Genomic DNA, 18,069 nt, shown 5'->3' on the forward strand with positions numbered 1-18,069 from the left:
CCGTGAAGGCCTCCTTACCGGCTCTTATGGCCGGTAAGGAGGCCTTCACGGACTTCGGTCAGCGGGCGGCGCCGACCAGTTCACGCTCGTCGTCATCGGGCGCGGCGTCGAGCTGCTTCGTCAGCTTCTCGCCCTCCACGTCGACGTCCGGCAGGATGCGGTCGAGCCACTTCGGCAGCCACCACGCGCCGCGGCCGAGCAGCGACATCACCGCCGGCACCAGCGTCATGCGGACCACGAACGCGTCCACCAGCACGCCGAACGCCAGCGCGAACCCGATCGACTGGATCAGCGACGACTCCGCGAGCACGAACCCGGCGAACACGCTGATCATGATCAGCGCCGCCGCGACGACCACGCGCGCCCCGTGCTGGAAGCCGGTGACCATCGCCTCCTGCGGCTCGGCGCCGTGCACGTGCTCCTCGCGCATCCGCGTCACCAGGAACACCTGGTAGTCCATCGCCAGCCCGAACAGCACGCCGATCAGCAGGATCGGCAGCATGCTCATGATCGGCCCGGTCGACTCGACACCCAGCAGGTCCGTGAGCCAGCCCCACTGGAACACCGCGACCACCGCGCCGAACGTCGCCGCGACCGAGCCGAGGAACCCGATCGTCGCCTTCAGCGGCACCACCACCGAGCGGAACACGAGCATCAGCAGCACGAACGCCAGCCCGACGATCAGCGCCAGGTAGGGCAGCATCGCGTCCGACAGCTTCTCGGAGACGTCGATGTTCGCCGCGGTCTGGCCGGTGACGGACAGCTTCGCGTCCAGCGAGCCGGATTCGGCGCGGATCGCCGCCACCAGGTCTTCGGTCTGCGTGCTGCTCGGCCCGCTCTTCGGGATCACCGTGAGCAACGCCGTGTCACCCGCTTGGTTGACCCGCGGCGGCGTGACGGCGGCGACGTCGGGCAGCTTCTGGATGCCGGCCGCGGCCTGGCCGAGCGCGGCCTGGCGGTCGGCGCTCGCGCCGAGGTCGACGACGACCAGCAGCGGCCCGTTCGCCCCCTCGCCGAAGCTGTGGCTGACGATGTCGTACGCCTTGCGCTGCGTCGACTCCGGCGCGGCGGTGCTGTCGTTGGGCAGGCCGAGCTGCATGCTCAGCGCGGGCAGCGCGACGACGGCCATCCCGGCCAGCGCCACCAGCAGCACGGGGATGCGGTGGCGGCCGACGAACCGCGCCCAGCGTTCGCCGTGCGTCGTTTCGACTGGCTTGCGGCGCAGCCGGATGCGGCCGCCGGCGACGCGGGCGCCGGCGAAGCCGAGGATCGCGGGCAGCAGCGTCAGGGCGATGAGCACGGCGACCGCGACGGTGACGGCCGCGGCGACGCCCATCTGGCCGAGGAACGGGATGCCGATCACGGTGAGCCCGGCCAAGGCGATGATGACGGTCAGCCCGGCGAAGATCACGGCGGACCCGGCGGTGCCTGCGGCGCGGCCGGCGGCTTCTTCGGGGTCGCGGCCGATGCCCAGCTCGTGGCGGTAGCGCGACACGATGAACAGCGCGTAGTCGATGCCGACGGCCAGGCCGATCATCAGCGCCAGGACCGGCGTGTTCGAGTTCAGCTCGAGGAACCCGGAGGCGAGGAAGATGCCCGCCATCCCGGTGCCGACGCCGATCAGCGCGGTGAGCAGCGGGATCCCGGCCGCGAGCAGCGAACCGAAGGTGATGATCAGCACGACGGCGGCGACCGCGACACCCAGGCCCTCGGTGGCACCGGTCGCGGGCACGCCCTGCACGGCGTCACCGCCGAACTCGATGGTGAACCCGGCCGCGCGGCCGGCGTTCGCGGTGTCGAGCAGTGCCTGGCGGTCTTCGTCGGTGAGCTCGTACGCCTTCGCTCCGTAACTGACCTGGGCGAGCGCGACGCGCCGATCGGGTGAGATCGACTGCGCCTGGAACGGGTCCACCACGGCGGCGACCTTGGGTGCCGTCTTCAGCTGCCCGACGAGGGCTTCGACGGCGGCCTTGCCCTTGGCGTCGGTCACCGTGGTTCCGGCCGGGGCCTCGATCGCCACGCGCGCGGTGGCGCCACCGGCGTTGGCCTGCGGAAACTTCTCGGTCAGCTGGTCGATCGCCCGCTGCGACTCGGTGCCGGGGATCGTCACCGAGTTCGACAGCTGGCCCGACAGCGTCAGCGCGCCCAGCCCGAGCGCCACCAGGACGGCCGCCCAGACGGCCGCGACCAGCGCTCTCCGCCGGAAGGAAAACCGGCCGAGCCGGTACAGGAAGGTCGCCACGAGTCAGCTCCGTTTCGCCCGAACGGGTTCGGTTCACTCCATAGGGTCTCTTCCTAAGCTAGCCGATCGGCAAGGGAGACTCCAAGCCGATCGGCAAGTATGTGACTTGCCGAACAGCAAGGTCTGGTCCTTGTCGATCGGCTAGTAAGTCGGTTTGCCGATCGACAAGCCGTGACGTAGGCTCCGACGGCTCGATGAGGAGGAAGAATGACCGCCGGCCCGGCCGAGGACACCCGGACCCGACTGCTGCAGACCGCGCTGCGCCTGTTCACCGAACACGGGGTCGAGGGCACGTCGCTGCAGATGATCGCCGACGCGCTGGGCATCACCAAGGCGGCTGTGTACTACCACTTCAAGACGAAGGCGGAGATCACCGAGGCGGTGGCCGAGCCGGGCGTCCGCGACCTGGACGACCTGGTACGCCGGGCGGCGGCGCAGAAGCGGCGCGGCGCGCAGGTCGACCTGCTGCTCGAGGGGTTCGTCGACCTGGTGATCCGCCACCGCGCGCTGGTGGCGTTGTTTTCAAGCGACCCGGGCATCGCCCGCGCGATCGAGAAGTCCGCGCACGGCGGCATGGAAGGTTTCGGCCGCGCGCTGCTCGGCATCCTGTCCGGCCCCGACCCGGACACGACGGCCCGCGTCAACGCGCTGGTGGCCGTGACAGGCATCGCAATGGCCGGCGGCTCCCCGGACCTGGCCGGCCTCGGCGACGACGAGCTCCGCACAGAACTCCTCGACGTCGGCCGCCGCCTGCTGGGCCGCCCCCGCCGCCGAACCCCCGTGTCGACCCTCTGATCACGAGTGATGCCCCTCCAATCACACGTGATTGAGGGGGCGACACGCGGGTCAGCTGAGGGAGAGGTATGGCGGGGGGACGGTGGGGGTCAGCCAGACTTCGTTTGCCGTCACCTGGAATTTGTGGCCGGCGGCGGCCATGGCGGCGGCGTCGACGCGCAGGATGACCGGTTTGCCGCGGCGGGCTCCGACGGTTCTGGCCGTCTCCGTCGTGGCCGAGAGGTGGACCGCGTGGCGGTTCATCGGGCGCAGGCCTTCGCGGAAGATCGCGTCGAGGAACTTCGCCACCGTGCCGTGGTAGAGGAAGTCCGGCGGGGTCGCGTCCGGCAGGCCGAGGTCGACCGTGACGCTGTGGCCCTGGCTCGCGCGGATGCGCGTGCCCGTTTCGTCGAACGCGAAACGGCGCTTGTTGTTCTTTTCGACGACTTCGTCGAGCTCCTCGCGGCTGATCGAGAGTGCGCGCACCAGCGCGTCGACGGGAACCCAGCCGCCGGGGGCGAGGGTGAGGCCGAGTGCGGCGGGATCGTGGCGCAGGTGCCGCGCCATTCGCTTCGAGATGCGGATCAATTCCTTTTCGTTCATTGCCTCCCCAGCATCCCGCCGCGCGCAACCGGTTAAATGCCGCCTTCGACCGCGGGACGCAGTTTGCTCGCGCCCGGCCCGAAGCGGGCGAGCTCGTCGTCGTTGTTGTAGAGCGCGCAGCTGCGCAGCGAAAGGCAGCCGCAGCCGACGCAGCCGGTGAGCCGGTCGCGGAGGCGCTGCAGGGCGTCGATCCGCGCGTCGAGCTCGTGCTGCCAGTCGCGGGACAGGCGTGCCCAGTCCGCTTTCGTCGGGGCGTGGTCCACCGGCAGCGTCGCCAGCGCCGAACTGATGTCTTCGAGCGAAAGGCCGACCCGTTGCGCGGCGCGGATGAACGCGATCCGGCGCAGCACCGAGCGGGAGTAGCGGCGCTGGTTGCCCGCCGACCGCTCCGAGCTGATCAGCCCCTTCTCCTCGTAGAACCGCAGTGCCGTGTGCGGAACCCCGCTGCGTTCCGCCACCTGTCCGATGCTGAGATGTTCAGCGAGCCTGGTCACCAGGTCAGCCTATCCTTGACTTCGAGTTTGGTCGAGGTTGCATCGTCGTGTCATGACCACTGCGATCGAACCCGGCTACGCGGACCTGCCGCGGCTGATTTCGCTGATGACCGGCGACGAAAAGCACAGCGCCGCCGCCGAGTCCACTTTGGACGTTCTGTGGGTGCTCTACGACCGGGTGCTCGACATCACGCCCGAAAACTTCCGCGAACCCGGCCGTGACCGCTTCCTGCTGTCCAAAGGGCACGGTCCGATGGCGTACTACGCCGTGCTCACCGTGAAGGGCTTCATCTCCGAAGCCGAGCTGCCGACGTGGTCCGACCCGGTGTCCCGGCTCGGCTATCACCCGGACCGGCGGCGGATCCCCGGCGTCGAGATCTCCAGCGGCTCCCTCGGCCACGGCCTGCCGATCGCGTTCGGCACCGCGGTGGGCCTGCGGGCCCGCGGCCTGACGGAAGCCAAGGTCGTGACGCTCGTCGGCGACGCCGAGCTGGACGAAGGCTCGAACCACGAGGCGATCGTCGTCGCGGCACGCGCCGGTCTCGAAAACCTGACCACGGTGGTGGTCGACAACCAGTCCTCGACGCGCGGCTGGCCGGGCGGGATCGCCCGCCGCTTCGCCGTCGAAGGCTGGGAGACGCGCACGGTGTCGGGCCGCGACCACGGCGAGCTGTACGACGCCTTCACCACCGCCCATCCCGGCCGGCCGCTGGCCGTGGTCGCCGTCGTCGAACCGAAGGGCTGAAACCGTGCTGCCGATGCGGGAAACGTTCCTCGCCACCACCGAAAAGATCATCGACGCCGATCCGGACGTCGCCGTCGTGCTGGCCGACATCTCCGCCGCACAGCTGGCCGGGGTCGCCCGGCGGCACCCGGACCGCGTGATCAACGTCGGGATCCGCGAGCAGCTGCTGGTCAGCACGGGCGCCGGGCTGGCGCTCGCGGGCCTGCGGCCGATCGTGCACACTTTCCCGCCGTTCCTGGTCGAGCGGGCCTTCGAGCAGATCAAGCTCGACTTTTCCCACCAGGAGGTGGGTGGCGTCCTGGTCTCGTGGGGCGCGTCCTACGACATGGCGACGGCGGGCCGCACGCACCAGTCCCCGGGCGACGTCGCGCTGATCGATTCGCTGCCGGGCTGGACGGTGCACGTGCCGGGCCACCCGGAGGAGGCGCGGCGGCTGCTGCTGGAGTCGATCCCCGGCGACGGGCGGGTTTACCTGCGCCTGTCCGCGCAGGAGAACGCTTCCCCGCACCTGGGGGTCGGCTTCACGCGGCTGCGGCAGGGCTCGCGCGGAGTGGTGGTGGCCGTCGGCCCGGTGCTGGACCGCGTGCTGCGGGCGACGGCGAGCCTGGACGTCACGGTGCTGTACGCGTCGACGATCCGCCCGTTCGACGCGGCCGGCCTGCGGTCGGCGGTGCTCTCGGCTGCCGCCGACGTCGTGCTCGTGGAGCCGTATCTCGCCGGGACTTCGGCGTTCTGGGTCGGCGAGGCGCTTTCGGACGTGCCGCACCGGCTGAAGTCGCTGGGAGTGCTGCGCGACACCGAGGTGCGGACCTACGGCGAGATCGCGGACCACGACCTGGCGCACGGGCTGGACGCGGGTTCGCTGGGCTTGTCGATCAGGGAGTTCCTGGGGGAGTGAGGGGCGGCGCCGCGAAAGCCCGATAGCGTTGCGCCCATGGGGCTCACGATCAGGCCGCTCGCGTTGGCGGTCATCCGGCGCGGCGACGCGCTGCTCGTCTTCGAAGGGCGCGACGACGTCAAGGGCGAGACCTACTACCGGCCGCTCGGGGGTGGGGTCGAGTTCGGCGAGAGCAGCAAGGACGCGCTCAAGCGTGAGTTCGGCGAAGAACTCGGCGCCGAGATCGAAGTGGGCAAACGGCTCGGCGTGCTTGAGAACGTCTTCACCTGGCGGGGTACTGCCGGTCACGAGATCGCCTTTCTGTACGAAGCCGCCTTCGTCGACCCGAGCTTCTACGAGCGCGACGAAATGAAGATCATCGACGAGCCCGCCACCGCCTACTGGATCGACGTGGCCGGCTTCCGCGACGGGAGCAAGATCCTTTATCCCGAGGGGCTCATCGGGCTCCTCTCACCGGAGCGGGGACCGGGAAGTCGGTGAGAGCTCCTCCCCGCCCGGCTCACGGCTGAACCACACCGAAAACGGGCCGTCCGTCCGGACCGGCAGCCGCGGGAAGTTGTTCGGGGACGGCTCGGTCTCGAACGCCGCGAACGCCGAATCCGGTGGGGGTGAGACCGAAGAAACCGTTACGTGCACGCCCTCGCCCGAAGGTGGCGAAGCGAGCCCGCGCCGGACCGGGCGCAGCAGCAGGACGTTGTCGGAGTCGATCATCGTCGCGTTCGCCGCGTCGCGGTGTTCCTTCCACACCGGGCCGGTGTAGAACTCCTCCAGTGCCGCCTTGCGGGCCTCCATCGAGCGGAAACCCCGCAGCCAGACGAACTCGTCCGGCGCCGCCCGGGACCGGAACAGCCCGAACAGGTGCGCGCCCGCGGCCTCTTGCGGTTCGACGAACTCGCGCTCGAACAGCTCGATCAGCTCGTCGCGCCGGCCGGGGTGCAGTGTGTAGCGCCGCAGTTCCACCACGGTTTCGAAGTCGGTGAACGTCATGCCCCGGAAGCTACCGGCCACCACCGACAAAAAACGATCAGCGGAACGCGGCCAGCCCCGTGACGGCCTGCCCGAGCGACAGCGCGTGCATCTCCTCGGTGCCTTCGTAGGTCAGCACCGTCTCCAGGTTCGCCATGTGCCGCATCACCGGGTACTCCAGCGAAATCCCGTTGGCGCCGAGCATCGAACGGGCCGTTCGCGCCACCTCCAGCGCCGAGCGCACGTTCGCCATCTTCCCGAAGCTGACGTGGTTGTGGTGCAGGTCGCCGGCGTCCTTCAGCCGCCCGATCTGCAGCGCCACCAGCCCGGCGCGGTTGACCTCGACGACCAGGTCGGCCAGCTTGCGCTGGGTCAGCTGGAACCCGGCCAGCGGCTTGCCGAACTGAGAACGCGAAAGCGTGTACTCCAACGCGGCTTCGTAGCACGCGCGCGCCGCGCCGACGACGCCGAACAGGATCCCGTAGCGGGCTTCGTTCAGGCAGGACAGCGGTCCGCGCAGCCCGCGGACCTCGGGGAACGCCGCCGAGGCCGGCAGCCGGACGCCGTCCAGCACCAGTTCCGCGGTCAGCGACGCCCGCAGCGAGAGCTTGTGCTTGACCTCGTTCGCGGTGAACCCGGGCGTCGACGTCGGGACGACGAACCCGCGGATCCCGTCGTCGGTCTGCGCCCAGACGACCGCGACGTCGGCGACGGTCCCGTTGGTGATCCACATCTTCGTGCCCGAAAGCACCCAGTCGGAGCCGTCGCGCACCGCGCGCGTCCGCATCGAGCCCGGGTCGCTGCCCGCGTCCGGCTCGGTCAGGCCGAAGCAGCCCAGCGCGTCGCCGGTGGCCATCCGCGGCAGCCACTCCTGCCGGTGCTCCTCGCTGCCCCACTTGTGGATCGCGTACATCGCCAGCGAACCCTGCACCGAGACGAAGCTCCGCAGCCCCGAGTCGACGGCCTCGAGCTCGCGGCACGCGATGCCGTACGCGACCGCGCTGGTGCCGGCGCAGCCGTAGCCCTCCAGGTGCATGCCGAGCAGGCCGAGCGAGCCGAAGCCCTTCGCCAGCTCCGCGGCGGGCAGCGCGCCCGTTTCGTACCAGTCGGCGACGTGGTCCAGCAGGTGGTCCTTCGCGTACGCGCGGACGGCGTCGCGGATGGCGCGTTCCTCCTCGGCGAGCCCGGCGTCGAGGTCGAGAAAGTCGTGCGGGTCAGGGGTGCGACTCATGAGGGCTCCCGGGGGACGCGGCGATGCGGTCCCCGCAGGAAACCACAGTCAGGCGTCTGTTCTCCGCGTGGCGTTCGTCACGCGGGCGGCAGAAGCGCTCGGCGTGCACCGCGGCCGGGTCTGCTGGCGCGGGATGAGCAGCTCGCTGAACTGCGGAAACGGCACGCTTTCGATGTCTTCGCGCCAGGCGTGCAGCATCTGGGACAGCAGATCGTCCTCGGCCATCTTCGCCTCCCTGGCGTCCGCTCGTGCGCGCTGAAGACACACGATCGGGTGACTTGATACCCAGCGAGCGGAACGCCCAAACAACCTTCTCCAAGATTCTTCCGGCCGATCCGCCCCGCGTGGCAGAATCGCGTGGCCGCCGCCAAGGCCTCTACTTCCGAGGAGCCCTCATGCGCGCGGCCAGTCTGCTCGCTCTCACCACCGCCACCCTGCTCGCCGCGACCGGCGTCGCCACGGCGCACGAAGCGGGCTGGCGGCAGACCGGGCACACCACCGTGGAGAACCGGATCAGCGGCGAAGGCCTCACCACGCTCCGGCTGCCCGGCCACGCCCCCGAGCTCGTCTACCGCAACGGCGCCACCATCCCCCAGCCGCTCAAGGACGAGGGCTGGGGCCACGTCGGCGACCCGGACTCGCTGCGCGGCTACCTCTTCGACGTCTACCAGGACACCCGCACCCCGGCGCCGGCCACGAAGATGTACCTGGTCACCCGGCCCGACGGGACGACGACGGAGTTCGTCCACCCACTGCAGCCCGACGAACCCGCGGCCAACGCCAACGCCCAGGTTGCCGTCACCCCGGACGGCCAGTGGCTGGTCTCCGGCCCGCTCGGCGAGATCGACCGCCTCTACGTCTCCCCGGCGCCGTTCCTCAACCCGCGCGGCCCGAAGGCGGCCGGCGACCTGCCCGTCGCCGCCCGCATCCACCTCGACCACCACATCCGCAGCGCCCAGGGCTGCGACTTCGTCGGCGCGACGCGCCTGATCTGCGCGACCAGCGACCCCTACAACGACCTGTACCCGACGAACCTGCAGCTGCTGCAGATCGATCTCGCCCGCCCGCTGACCGGCCGTGACGTCACCGCGAAGGTGCGCGAAATCGGCCAGGTCCCGCTGGTGAGCACCTGCACCGGCACGTTCACCCCGGAAGGCGTCGACTACGACGCCGGCGTGCTGCGGGTCGAGGTCGTGCCGCCGTCGCCGTGCAACACGGTGACGGACGTCTATTCGTTCGAGCGCCGCTGAGCCCTCCGGCTACGCTGGGTGGCGTGTCTCGTGTGGTGATCCTCGACTACGGTTCCGGCAACCTCCGCTCCGCCGAACGCGCCGTGGCGCGTGCCGGGGCCGAAGTCGAGGTCACCGCCGACCCGCATGCCGCGATCGAAGCCGACGGCCTGGTCGTGCCCGGGGTCGGCGCGTACTCCGCGTGCATGGCGGGGCTGCTGGAGGTGAAGGGCCACCGGATCATCGGCAAGCGCCTCGCCGGCGGCCGTCCGGTGCTCGGCATCTGCGTCGGCATGCAGATCCTCTTCTCCCGCGGCGTCGAGCACGGCGAGGAGACCGACGGCACGGGGGAGTGGCCCGGCGTCGTCGACCGGCTGCACGCCGACGTCCTGCCGCACATGGGCTGGAACACCGTCCGCGCGCCCGGGGACTCGCGGCTGTTCGCCGGCCTCGACCCGGACGAGCGGTTCTACTTCGTGCACTCCTACGCCGCGCGCAAGTGGGAGCTCGACGGCCTGGCCGGCCAGGAGCCGAAGGTCACCTGGGCCCACCACGGCGAGGACTTCGTCGCCGCGGTGGAGAACGGGCCGCTCTGGGCCACCCAGTTCCACCCGGAGAAGTCCGGCGACGCCGGGGCGCACCTGCTGCGCAACTGGCTGGACTTCGTGGCGAGCTGAGTGCCCGAGATCCCGGTTGACGACTTCGTCCGGTTCTTCGGCGACGGCGGCATCCGCGCCAAGCTGAACTGGGCGAGGCTGGCCGCGGAGTGCCGGGTCGAGGTCTCCGCCGGCCGCTCGCGCGCGCTGCTCGGCGACCTGCGGACCGTCTGGTACGCCGGGCCGGACGACCGGAACCGCGAATTCCGCGACGTCGACGCCAGGCCGTTGCGGGTCCGCGAGACCGGCCTCACCGAAAGCTCCTGGCCGGCCGGACGGGCCGCGCGGATCGCCGAATTCGAGGCCCGCTTCCGCGCGGAGGCCGGGCCCGTCCAGCTGCCGCTGCCCGGCTACGCCCTCGGTGACGGCGGGTTCCTGCTGCTGGACGGCACGCATCGGGCGGTCGCGGCCCACCGGACCGGCGGGGACGTGCGGCTGCTCCTGTTCACCGTCCACGGACCGCTGGACGAGGCGATGCTGCCCGATCTGCGCCACGCGGCCGGTTAGCCGGTCTCGCCGGCTGTCAGCTTCGTTTCCGCCCGCCGGACCGCGGCCTCGAAGGCGAGGTTCCGCAGCGCCTCCCAGCGCTCGGTGCGCCGGAGCCGGCGGATCGACCTCAGCACGGCCCCGCAGATCAGCACGCCCACCGGCAGCGCGGAGATCCGGATCGCGAGCTGTTCGTCCCCGACGACCAGCACGTCGAGCGCGAAGAGCAGGACCGGGACGAGCAGGCCGGCCAGGACGTTGATCTCCAGCTCGAGGAAGTCGAGCCGGAACGCCGACGACCGGCCGCGCAGCCACAGCTTGCTGTACGCGAGCACCTCGAAAGTGGCATCGGCGCGGTGCCCGCCGCCGGCGCCGGGGTGCCGGGCTGCCAGGGGCTTCCGGTCACCGCTGAGGAGTTCGAGCACGGGATGCAGCTCGACGAGTTCCGCGGCCGCCTCTTTCCCGACCAGCGATCGCACCCGCTGCCAGGCCGGGTCCTCCGTGCGGCCGCGGCGGGCGGCCCACCACCGGTCGAGTCCTTCGAGCCTGCCGATCGCCACGAACGCCAGCTCGCGGGACAGGTAGCCGAGCACGAACGCGCCCGAAACGCCCACCGCGGCGAACAGCACGATGCCCGCGCCGCGGATGCCGGACAGCGCGTCGACGAGGAAGCCGAGATCCGTCCCCGGGTGCCGGGCGTAGTGGACGCCCAGCACGGTCACTTCGGCGAGCACGCCGGCGCCCGGCAGCAGGACGCTCACCAGCTGGACGACGACGTAGAACGGAAGCCGTTCGGAGAACGAGTACCCGGTTGTGCCGTCCTCCGCCGCCACGGCAACCCCCTTTTTCGCCCGGGAAGAGGGTATTGCCGGAGGAGGTGCCCCGGCATCGGCCGAACCGGTCGGTCGCCGACCCGCCGACCGGGTGATCCGGGTCTCGGCCCTAGAGTTGGCGGCGTGACTTTCACGCTGCTTCCCGCCGTTGATGTGGCCGATGGCCAGGCCGTGCGACTCGTCCAGGGCGAGGCCGGCACCGAGACCTCCTATGGCAGCCCGCTGGAGGCCGCGTTCGCGTGGCAGCGCGACGGCGCCGAGTGGATCCACCTGGTGGACCTCGACGCCGCCTTCGGCAAGGGCAGCAACCGGGAGCTGCTCGCCGAGGTCGTCGGCAAGCTCGACGTCCAGGTCGAGCTGTCGGGCGGCATCCGCGACGACGCGTCGCTGCGGGCCGCGCTGGCCACCGGTGCCCGCCGCGTCAACCTCGGCACCGCCGCGCTCGAGGACCCGGAGTGGACCGCGCGCGTGATCGGCGAGTACGGCGACCGCGTCGCGATCGGCCTCGACGTCCGCATCACCGAGGCCGGCCACCGGCTTTCGGCCCGCGGCTGGACCTCCGACGGCGGCGACCTGTGGGAGGTCCTCGAGCGCCTGGACCGCGACGGCGCGTCCCGCTACGTCGTCACCGACGTCAGCAAGGACGGCACGCTGCGCGGCCCGAACCTCGACCTGCTGCGGGACGTCGTGGCCCGCACCGACGCACCGGTGATCGCCTCCGGCGGGGTGTCCAGTGTGGACGACCTCGTCGCGCTGGCCGGCCTGGCCGCCGACGGTGTCGAGGGGTCCATCGTCGGCAAGGCCCTCTACGCCGGCGCGTTCACGCTGCCCGAGGCCCTCGCCGCGGTCGCGAAGGTCTAGTCCTTCGGGGGTCCGGGTGGCGGAGCCCCGGACAACGCTGTCTAGCCGAGCAGGGACACCGCGGTCCGCCGCGGCAGCAGGCCGGTGACCGCGGTGAGCACGGCGTTCCGCCGTCCGGAGACGACGGTCGGGCCCTCGCGGTCCCGCACGGCGCGGAGCGCGCGGGCCGCGACTTCCTCCGGCGTCTGCACCAGCCAGGACGGGACGTCTTCGGCCTGCTGCGACTCGGTCGCGGTCACGCCCGGGCACAGCGCCAGCACGTGCACGCCGCGGGCTTTCTGTTCGTGCCACAGGGTTTCCGAAAGGGACGTCACGAACGCCTTCGTCGCGCTGTAGACGCCGAGCCCGGGCTTGGGCGTGAACCCCAGCGTCGAGGACACGTTGACCAGCGCCGACCCCGGCCGGGCTCCGGCGAGGAACGCGTGGGCCAGCGTCACCACCGCGCGGCAGTTGAGATCCACCACGGCGAGCGAGTCCGCCGGCGGCGTCTCGGCGAAGCCGCCGTGCAACGCCGTGCCCGCGTTGTTCACCAGCAGCGTGTACGCGCCGCCGGACAGCCGGTCGGCGGTGGCTCGCAGGCCTTCGGGCGTGGCCAGGTCCGCGACCAGGGAGTCGTGGCCGGGGCCGAGGGCCGTCATGAGGTCCGCGAGCCGGTCTTCGCGGCGGGCCACGGCGGTCACCGAGTAGCCCGCCGCGGCCAGCGTCGTCGCGAGCGCCCGGCCGATGCCCGCGCTCGCTCCCGTCACCAGCGCCTTCACTGCTTCGGCTTCGTTTCCGGGGCGAACGCGAACGAGATCCGCTCCATCAGCGGCTTGCGCCGGGTGTTGTGGAACGCGGCGACGAGCCAGCGTCCGCCGTCGCGGACCAGCGTGTACGTCTGCACCTTGGACAGCTTGCCCGGCCGTGCGCCCTTGTACGTGTCGCCGCTGGTGCTCACGACCGCGACGTCCGCGCCGAGGAACCGTACGTCCAGGACCTCGTGCGCGAGCTTGGTGCCCTTGAGGAACTTCTCGAACAGGACGCGGTGACTACCGGCGATGTCTTCGCGGCCGACGTAGCGCGTGCCGACGAAGGTCACGTACGTGGCGTCTTCGGTGAAGTGCGCGCCGTAGGCGTCGGCGTCCCCGCGGTCCCAGGCGTCGGCGAGCGAGTCGAGAACGGCGGTGACGGTCGTCCGGTCGGTGGTCATCATGGTCGTCTCCTATACTTGGCTTCTCGTGTGCAATATCTGCACACATGCAGATATTAGCCAGAAGGAGGACCGGGTGGCAAGGGAACGGCATGTCGTTTTCCGGCGGTACCTGGACGCGGTGGGCCTGCACGGCCTGGCCGGCGCCGAGGCGGCCGGGCTGCACGCGACCGAGTGGTACGCGCTCAGCCTGCTCGACCTCGAAGGCGCGTTGACGTCGGGCGAGCTGTCCGCGCGCACCGGGCTCACGACCGGCGCGACGACCCGGCTGATCGACCGGCTCGAGCGCGCCGGCTACGTCCGCCGCGCCGCCGACCCGGCCGACCGGCGCAAGGTGCTGGTCGAACCGGTGCCGGACGCGCTCGCCGGCGTCGAAGCGATCGTCGGCCCGGCCCGCGGCCGCATCGCCGAGGTCATCGGCTCGTATTCGCCGGAGCAGCAGGAGGTGCTGTTCGACTACTTCGCCCGCGCCGCACCGGCCTACCGGGCGGCCTCGGAGGAAATCCGCAAGGCGACGCGGGGCCGTTAGCAACTCCAGGTGTAGTACTTTGCGCCCTATGGTCCGACGCAACCCCGAGCGGCGCGCGGCGCTGCTCGACGCCTCGATCGAGGTCCTGGCCGACGAGGGCGCGCGGGGGCTCACCTTCCGCGCGGTCGACCAGCGGGCCGGGGTGCCGGTCGGCACGGCCTCCAACTACTTCGCCAGCCGCGACGAAATCCTGCGGCACGCGGGGGAGCGGGTCTACGAGCGGCTGGTCGACGACGCGGTCCTCGCGGGCGGCCTGGAGGGGGCGCGCGACCGGGCCCGCGTCACCGAGCTGATGCACGAGCTCGTCGATCGCGTGGCCGCGTTCCCGACGGGTTTCCTGGCCCTGCTGGAACTGCGGCTGGAAGCCACGCGCCGGCCGGAGCTGCGTGAGGTGCTGACCCGCCGCATCCGGGCGGACGTCGAGTTCAATGTGGCCTACCACGAGAAGTCCGGCCTGCCCGGCGACGGCACGACGGTGGTCCTGCTGTGGCTGGCGCTGAACTGGCTGATCATGGAACGGCTGACGCTGCCCGATCTGTTCACCGAGGACCAACGGCGTGACCTGGTCACGGCCCTGGTGGATCGGCTGCTGGCGGGGCAGCCGGCATTACCTCCGGCGTAATCGACGCCGTGCGGGCGGCGGGGCAGGATTCCTTCCAGGACAACGGAAGGAACGCCATGACCGCCTACGGACTCGCCCACCTGCGCCCGCCCGCCACGCTGCCGGAGGAGGTGTTCCGGTACCTGGAGCGCATCCAGGCGACGCTCGACCCGTACGGCGGCAAGTTCCTCGTGCACGGCGCGCAGGTGCGGGTGAAGGAGGGCGACTGGCCCGGCGCGCTGGTGCTCATCGAGTTCCCGAGCCTCGCCGCGGCACACGAGTGGTACGACTCGCCCGCGTACCGGGAGATCCTGCGGTTGCGCGCCGATCACATCCCGGGCGACCTGATCATCGTGGAAGGCTGCGGACCGGACCACGATTCGGCCGCCATGGCCGCGGCGATGCGCGCCGCCGCTTGACGCCGAAAAGCGGCTGACAGCGGCGCGCGGGAGTCGTAGGTTGCCGCGGGTGGAGGAGATCGTCACCGAGCTCGAAATGACCGCCGCCGATCAGCTCAACCCCGCGCCCGTCGTCGACGGCGTCGCCCTGCGGGCCGCGGAACCGGGGCCGCGGATCAAGGACCTGCACGTCCGGATCGGGTCGCCGTACCGGTGGCCGTGCGTGGCGCGCACCGACGGAGAGTGGGAACGCTGGCTCGCCGAACCGGGACGGCGGTACCGGCTCGTCGAGTATCGCGGCGAGGTCGCCGGCGCCGCCGACTTCGAGCCGCAGCCCGGCGGCGACGTCGAGATCACCACCTTCGGCCTGCTGCCGGAGTTCGTCGGCAAAGGACTCGGCGGGTACGCGCTTACCCTCGTCGTCGCCGACGCGTGGACGCTGCCCGGCACGCGCCGCGTCTGGCTGCACACGTCGTCGTTCGACCACCCGAACGCGCTGCCGAACTACCTGAGACGCGGCTTCCGCAGCTTCAGCCGTCCAGTTTGACCGCGATCCCGACCGTCCGGTCCGCCGGGCCGCGCAGCTTCGAGAAGAACATCGTGACGCGCCCGACGACGCCGTACTTGCGGGCGATCGCCTTCCGGACCCGTTCGGTCGCTTCGGTGTCGAGCAGCCGGGCCTGCCCGGTGACGACGGCGCCGTGCGTCTTCTGCCCGCGGAAGTCGCACGCCTGGACCTCCACCCGGCCGCTGTTGCGGATGCGCTTGACCTTCCCGGCCTTGCGCTCCGACCAGAACACGAGCTCGCCGCCGTCGCCCGCCACCCAGATCGGGGTCGGCACGGCGCGCCCGTCGCGGCGGAACGTGGTCAGGACGACGTAGCGTTCGGCGGCGAGCCGGTCCGTTTCGGATGCCATGCGCCCACGGTAGTCACGGCGTCCGCCGCCGCAGCGTCGCCGCGCCGAGCATCAGCGCCAGCAGCGCGCAGCAGGCGACGACCACCAGGTCGCGCAGGATGACCGCGTCGATCGTGGCCGACGCCGTCACCCGGTTCAATGCCTCGACCGCGTACGACAGCGGCATCACGTCCGACAGCCACCGCAGCAGCCAGCCCATGTCGCCGCGCGGCACGAACAGCCCGCACAGAAGGATCTGCGGCAGCACGAACACCGGCATGAACTGCACGGCCTGGAACTCGGTGCGCGCGAACGCGCTGACGAACAGCCCGAGCGCCATCCCGAGCAGCGCGTCGAGCAGGGCGATCACCAGCAGCATCACCACCGAGCCCGCCAGGTCGAGGCCGAGCCACCACAGCGAGACGCTCGCCGCGACCGCGACCTGGACGACGGCGATCGCGCCGAACGCCAGCGCGTAGCCGAAGAGCAGGTCGAGCCGTCCGATGGGGAGGGTCATCAGGCGTTCGAGCGTCGCCGTCGTCCGCTCGCGCAACGTCGTGATCGAGGCGATGAGGAACATGATCAGGAACGGGAACACGCCGAGCAGCGCGGGCGCGACGTGGCTGAACACCAGCGTCGAGTTGAACACGTACCGCAGCAGGATCATCAGCAGCGTGGGCACCAGCACCAGCATCACGACGGTGCGCGGGTCGTGCCGCAGCTGCGTCAGGATGCGCCGGGTGGTGGCCAGGGTCAGCGTGGGGTTCATGACGCCGCCTTCACGAGGTGGAGGAACGCCTGCTCGAGGTCGGCCGTGCCGGTCCGCCGCCGGAGGACTTCCGGCGCGTCGTCGGCGAGGAGGACGCCTTCGCGCATGAGCAGGAGACGGTCGCAGCGCGCCGCTTCGTCCATGACGTGGCTGGACACCAGCAGCGTGGCGCCGCCCTCGGCGAGCCGGCGGAACAGCGCCCACAGCTCGTCGCGCAGCACGGGGTCGAGCCCGACGGTCGGCTCGTCGAGCACGAGCAGCTCCGGCGTGCCGAGCAGGGCGACGGCGAGGTTGGCGCGGCTGTGCTGCCCGCCCGAGAGCGAGCCGACGAGCTTCCCGGCGTGGTCGGTCAGCCCCACCTCACCGATGACTCTGTCCACATCGGACGCCGGCGCGCGCAGCACCGCCGCGAAGTACCGCAGCGCCTCCCGGACGGTCAGGTCGGCGTAGATCGCGGGATTCTGCGTGGCGTACCCGATCCGGCGCCGCAGCGGCGGGCTGCCGGCGGGCAGGCCGAGCACGGTGACGGTGCCGCCCTCGACGATCTGCACGCCGACGACCGCCCGCATCAGCGTGGTCTTGCCGCAGCCGCTCGGGCCGAGCAGCCCGGTGACGGCGCCGCGCGGCACCTCGAAGCTCACGTCCCGCACCACCGGCCGGCCACCACGCCGGACCCGCAGGCCGGCGACCCGCAGGGCTGAATTAGTCATGCGTTTAATTCTGCGCCCGTCGAGAAGGCGGGTCAAGGGGCTTCCGCCGCCGGCCGGACCGGTTGTCCACATCCCGGCCGGTCTGGGGACAACCAGCCTCGGCCACGGGTTTCGTCCGATGCCGCCGGTAGACTGGACCCGGGGACGCCCCCCTGGGAGTGGCGGGGGCTGGCGAAGTCGCGCCCGGATTCCGGGCGCGCAGGTCTGCCCGAGTCCCCGGCCCGCCCTCCTTGACCGCTGCGACGCTGGTTGCCGGGGCTTGCCGCGCTGTCGAAGGTCGCGAATGAGTCATTGGGGACCTCGCACGTCCCGAATGAGTCATTCGCGACACCTGGCCGGCGGCTCACAGTGCCACTTCCGCCACGGAGCACCGCGGCAGCGATCGACTTTGCCGGAACCCTGCCCCGGGAGGGCGGGGGAGTTTCGGGGCGGGGCTCTCCGGCACTGCGCCTTCGCTCGCAGCGCGGTGGCCCACCACCCCGAAGCCCGATTGTGACTACGGCCGGTAGCACCGCGTCAAGGCGGGAAAGCGTGCCTTGACCCGGCACTGCCGGCCGTGTTCTGGCTTCGTATCGGGGCGGCGGGGGAGGTCTGGGCGGTGTGCCAGTCATGCCTCAGCGTTGCCGTTCACGACGGGGGAGGCACCTAAAAGCGACTTTGCCGGAACCCTGCCGAAGAGGGCGGGGGGCCGCGTAGGGGCGGCGTTTCGATCGGTTGCCCGGACGCAGGCGGTTCGGCGTTACCGGGCGAGATGGAAGGCACGCCGATCACGCTGCGAGGCGCAGCGCGCTTGGGCTCCGCCAGGTCGCCTTGGTCAGCAGTTCAGTGGCCCACCACCCCGAAGCCCGATTGTGACTACGGCCGGTAGTGCCGGGTCAAGGCGGGAAAGCGTGCCTTGACCCGGCACGGCCCCCCCCCTCGGAGGAGCACACCGCGGTAAAACCCTAAACCGACACGTG

Annotated in this window: 24 protein-coding genes; 12 read left to right on the top strand and 12 right to left on the bottom strand. The window is 71.2% G+C overall.

What is annotated here, in order from left to right:
• Nucleotides 1-58: 58 nt before the first annotated feature.
• Nucleotides 59-2,242 carry an MMPL family transporter gene (locus AB0G28_RS47185; RefSeq protein ID WP_361105475.1) on the bottom strand — a complete coding sequence of 728 codons (2,184 nt, stop codon included), beginning with the start codon at nt 2,240-2,242 and terminating at the stop codon, nt 59-61.
• Nucleotides 2,243-2,449: 207 nt separating this feature from the next.
• Between AB0G28_RS47185 and AB0G28_RS47190 the strand changes: the two genes are divergently transcribed.
• Entirely contained in the window at nt 2,450-3,037 is a 588-nt protein-coding gene (locus AB0G28_RS47190) for a TetR family transcriptional regulator (RefSeq protein WP_361105478.1), read from the top strand.
• Nucleotides 3,038-3,088: 51 nt separating this feature from the next.
• Here AB0G28_RS47190 and AB0G28_RS47195 read toward each other — a convergent pair whose 3' ends face one another.
• Together AB0G28_RS47195 and soxR are read right to left on the bottom strand one after the other, a co-directional pair.
• Complete coding sequence (locus tag AB0G28_RS47195) at nt 3,089-3,619, bottom strand: RNA 2'-phosphotransferase (protein WP_361105481.1); 531 nt, start codon at nt 3,617-3,619, stop codon at nt 3,089-3,091.
• A gap of 32 nt (nt 3,620-3,651) precedes the next feature.
• On the bottom strand, nt 3,652-4,113 hold the full coding sequence (gene soxR, locus AB0G28_RS47200; RefSeq protein WP_361105483.1) for a redox-sensitive transcriptional activator SoxR: 462 nt from the start codon (nt 4,111-4,113) through the stop codon (nt 3,652-3,654).
• A 52-nt stretch (nt 4,114-4,165) separates the two neighbouring features.
• Here soxR and AB0G28_RS47205 point away from each other — a divergent pair, with 52 nt between their 5' ends.
• Genes AB0G28_RS47205 through AB0G28_RS47215 form a run of 3 tightly spaced genes read left to right on the top strand, consistent with a single transcriptional unit; the run spans nt 4,166 to nt 6,236 of the window.
• Nucleotides 4,166-4,858, top strand: a complete 693-nt coding sequence (locus AB0G28_RS47205; RefSeq protein WP_361105486.1) for a thiamine pyrophosphate-dependent enzyme — start codon at nt 4,166-4,168, stop codon at nt 4,856-4,858.
• A 7-nt stretch (nt 4,859-4,865) separates the two neighbouring features.
• A complete protein-coding gene (locus AB0G28_RS47210) occupies nt 4,866-5,756 on the top strand; it encodes a transketolase (protein ID WP_361105532.1) in 891 nt (296 codons plus the stop codon).
• Nucleotides 5,757-5,792: 36 nt separating this feature from the next.
• On the top strand, nt 5,793-6,236 hold the full coding sequence (locus tag AB0G28_RS47215) for an NUDIX hydrolase (RefSeq protein WP_361105488.1): 444 nt from the start codon (nt 5,793-5,795) through the stop codon (nt 6,234-6,236).
• Here the strand turns inward: AB0G28_RS47215 and AB0G28_RS47220 are convergent.
• From AB0G28_RS47220 to AB0G28_RS47230, 3 genes are read right to left on the bottom strand one after another with little or no spacing between them, the layout of a single operon-like run.
• Nucleotides 6,207-6,743 carry an NIPSNAP family protein gene (locus AB0G28_RS47220; RefSeq protein ID WP_361105491.1) on the bottom strand — a complete coding sequence of 179 codons (537 nt, stop codon included), beginning with the start codon at nt 6,741-6,743 and terminating at the stop codon, nt 6,207-6,209. The genes AB0G28_RS47215 and AB0G28_RS47220 overlap by 30 nt on opposite strands.
• Before the next feature lie 37 nt (nt 6,744-6,780).
• Entirely contained in the window at nt 6,781-7,953 is a 1,173-nt protein-coding gene (locus AB0G28_RS47225) for an acyl-CoA dehydrogenase family protein (protein WP_361105493.1), read from the bottom strand.
• Between the two features lie 48 nt (nt 7,954-8,001).
• On the bottom strand, nt 8,002-8,178 hold the full coding sequence (locus AB0G28_RS47230; RefSeq protein ID WP_167441698.1) for a hypothetical protein: 177 nt from the start codon (nt 8,176-8,178) through the stop codon (nt 8,002-8,004).
• Between the two features lie 170 nt (nt 8,179-8,348).
• On the opposite strand from AB0G28_RS47230, the gene AB0G28_RS47235 reads away from it, so the two are divergent.
• Genes AB0G28_RS47235 through AB0G28_RS47245 form a run of 3 tightly spaced genes read left to right on the top strand, consistent with a single transcriptional unit; the run spans nt 8,349 to nt 10,345 of the window.
• Nucleotides 8,349-9,203, top strand: coding sequence for a hypothetical protein (locus AB0G28_RS47235; protein WP_361105496.1), 855 nt, complete (start codon nt 8,349-8,351; stop codon nt 9,201-9,203).
• Nucleotides 9,204-9,235: 32 nt separating this feature from the next.
• Entirely contained in the window at nt 9,236-9,859 is a 624-nt protein-coding gene (gene hisH / locus AB0G28_RS47240) for an imidazole glycerol phosphate synthase subunit HisH (RefSeq protein WP_361105534.1), read from the top strand.
• On the top strand, nt 9,860-10,345 hold the full coding sequence (locus AB0G28_RS47245) for a hypothetical protein (RefSeq protein WP_361105499.1): 486 nt from the start codon (nt 9,860-9,862) through the stop codon (nt 10,343-10,345).
• On the opposite strand, the gene AB0G28_RS47250 is transcribed toward AB0G28_RS47245, so the two are convergent.
• On the bottom strand, nt 10,342-11,157 hold the full coding sequence (locus tag AB0G28_RS47250; RefSeq protein WP_361105502.1) for a hypothetical protein: 816 nt from the start codon (nt 11,155-11,157) through the stop codon (nt 10,342-10,344). The genes AB0G28_RS47245 and AB0G28_RS47250 overlap by 4 nt on opposite strands.
• A 123-nt stretch (nt 11,158-11,280) precedes the next feature.
• Between AB0G28_RS47250 and priA the strand changes: the two genes are divergently transcribed.
• Nucleotides 11,281-12,018 (top strand): bifunctional 1-(5-phosphoribosyl)-5-((5-phosphoribosylamino)methylideneamino)imidazole-4-carboxamide isomerase/phosphoribosylanthranilate isomerase PriA, encoded by a 738-nt coding sequence (gene priA / locus AB0G28_RS47255; RefSeq protein WP_361105505.1) that lies wholly within the window; start codon nt 11,281-11,283, stop codon nt 12,016-12,018.
• A gap of 41 nt (nt 12,019-12,059) precedes the next feature.
• Here the strand turns inward: priA and AB0G28_RS47260 are convergent, their stop codons facing one another.
• On the bottom strand, nt 12,060-12,764 hold the full coding sequence (locus tag AB0G28_RS47260) for an SDR family NAD(P)-dependent oxidoreductase (RefSeq protein WP_361105508.1): 705 nt from the start codon (nt 12,762-12,764) through the stop codon (nt 12,060-12,062).
• Between the two features lie 8 nt (nt 12,765-12,772).
• Entirely contained in the window at nt 12,773-13,210 is a 438-nt protein-coding gene (locus AB0G28_RS47265) for an SgcJ/EcaC family oxidoreductase (protein WP_361105510.1), read from the bottom strand.
• A gap of 73 nt (nt 13,211-13,283) precedes the next feature.
• Between AB0G28_RS47265 and AB0G28_RS47270 the strand changes: the two genes are divergently transcribed.
• From AB0G28_RS47270 to AB0G28_RS47285, 4 genes are read left to right on the top strand one after another with little or no spacing between them, the layout of a single operon-like run.
• Nucleotides 13,284-13,736, top strand: a complete 453-nt coding sequence (locus AB0G28_RS47270; RefSeq protein ID WP_361105512.1) for a MarR family transcriptional regulator — start codon at nt 13,284-13,286, stop codon at nt 13,734-13,736.
• Nucleotides 13,737-13,764: 28 nt separating this feature from the next.
• The gene (locus AB0G28_RS47275) at nt 13,765-14,358 is read left to right on the top strand and encodes a TetR family transcriptional regulator (RefSeq protein WP_361105515.1); all 594 of its coding nucleotides are present in this window, start codon (nt 13,765-13,767) and stop codon (nt 14,356-14,358) included.
• A gap of 56 nt (nt 14,359-14,414) precedes the next feature.
• Nucleotides 14,415-14,756, top strand: a complete 342-nt coding sequence (locus AB0G28_RS47280) for a DUF1330 domain-containing protein (RefSeq protein ID WP_361105518.1) — start codon at nt 14,415-14,417, stop codon at nt 14,754-14,756.
• A 49-nt stretch (nt 14,757-14,805) separates the two neighbouring features.
• On the top strand, nt 14,806-15,282 hold the full coding sequence (locus AB0G28_RS47285) for a GNAT family N-acetyltransferase (RefSeq protein ID WP_361105521.1): 477 nt from the start codon (nt 14,806-14,808) through the stop codon (nt 15,280-15,282).
• Here the strand turns inward: AB0G28_RS47285 and AB0G28_RS47290 are convergent.
• The 3 genes from AB0G28_RS47290 to AB0G28_RS47300 are packed head-to-tail and all read right to left on the bottom strand — an operon-like array spanning nt 15,266 to nt 17,110.
• Nucleotides 15,266-15,652: a PPOX class F420-dependent oxidoreductase gene (locus AB0G28_RS47290; protein ID WP_361105523.1), complete on the bottom strand. Its 387-nt coding sequence runs from the start codon at nt 15,650-15,652 to the stop codon at nt 15,266-15,268. The genes AB0G28_RS47285 and AB0G28_RS47290 overlap by 17 nt on opposite strands.
• 13 nt (nt 15,653-15,665) lie before the next feature.
• Nucleotides 15,666-16,400 carry an ABC transporter permease gene (locus AB0G28_RS47295; RefSeq protein ID WP_361105526.1) on the bottom strand — a complete coding sequence of 245 codons (735 nt, stop codon included), beginning with the start codon at nt 16,398-16,400 and terminating at the stop codon, nt 15,666-15,668.
• Complete coding sequence (locus tag AB0G28_RS47300) at nt 16,397-17,110, bottom strand: ABC transporter ATP-binding protein (protein ID WP_361105529.1); 714 nt, start codon at nt 17,108-17,110, stop codon at nt 16,397-16,399. The genes AB0G28_RS47295 and AB0G28_RS47300 overlap by 4 nt, the downstream gene beginning before the upstream one ends.
• Between the last annotated feature and the right edge of the window lie 959 nt (nt 17,111-18,069).

The organism is Amycolatopsis sp. NPDC021455, from assembly GCF_040640995.1.
Classification (GTDB): Bacteria; Actinomycetota; Actinomycetes; order Mycobacteriales; family Pseudonocardiaceae; genus Amycolatopsis.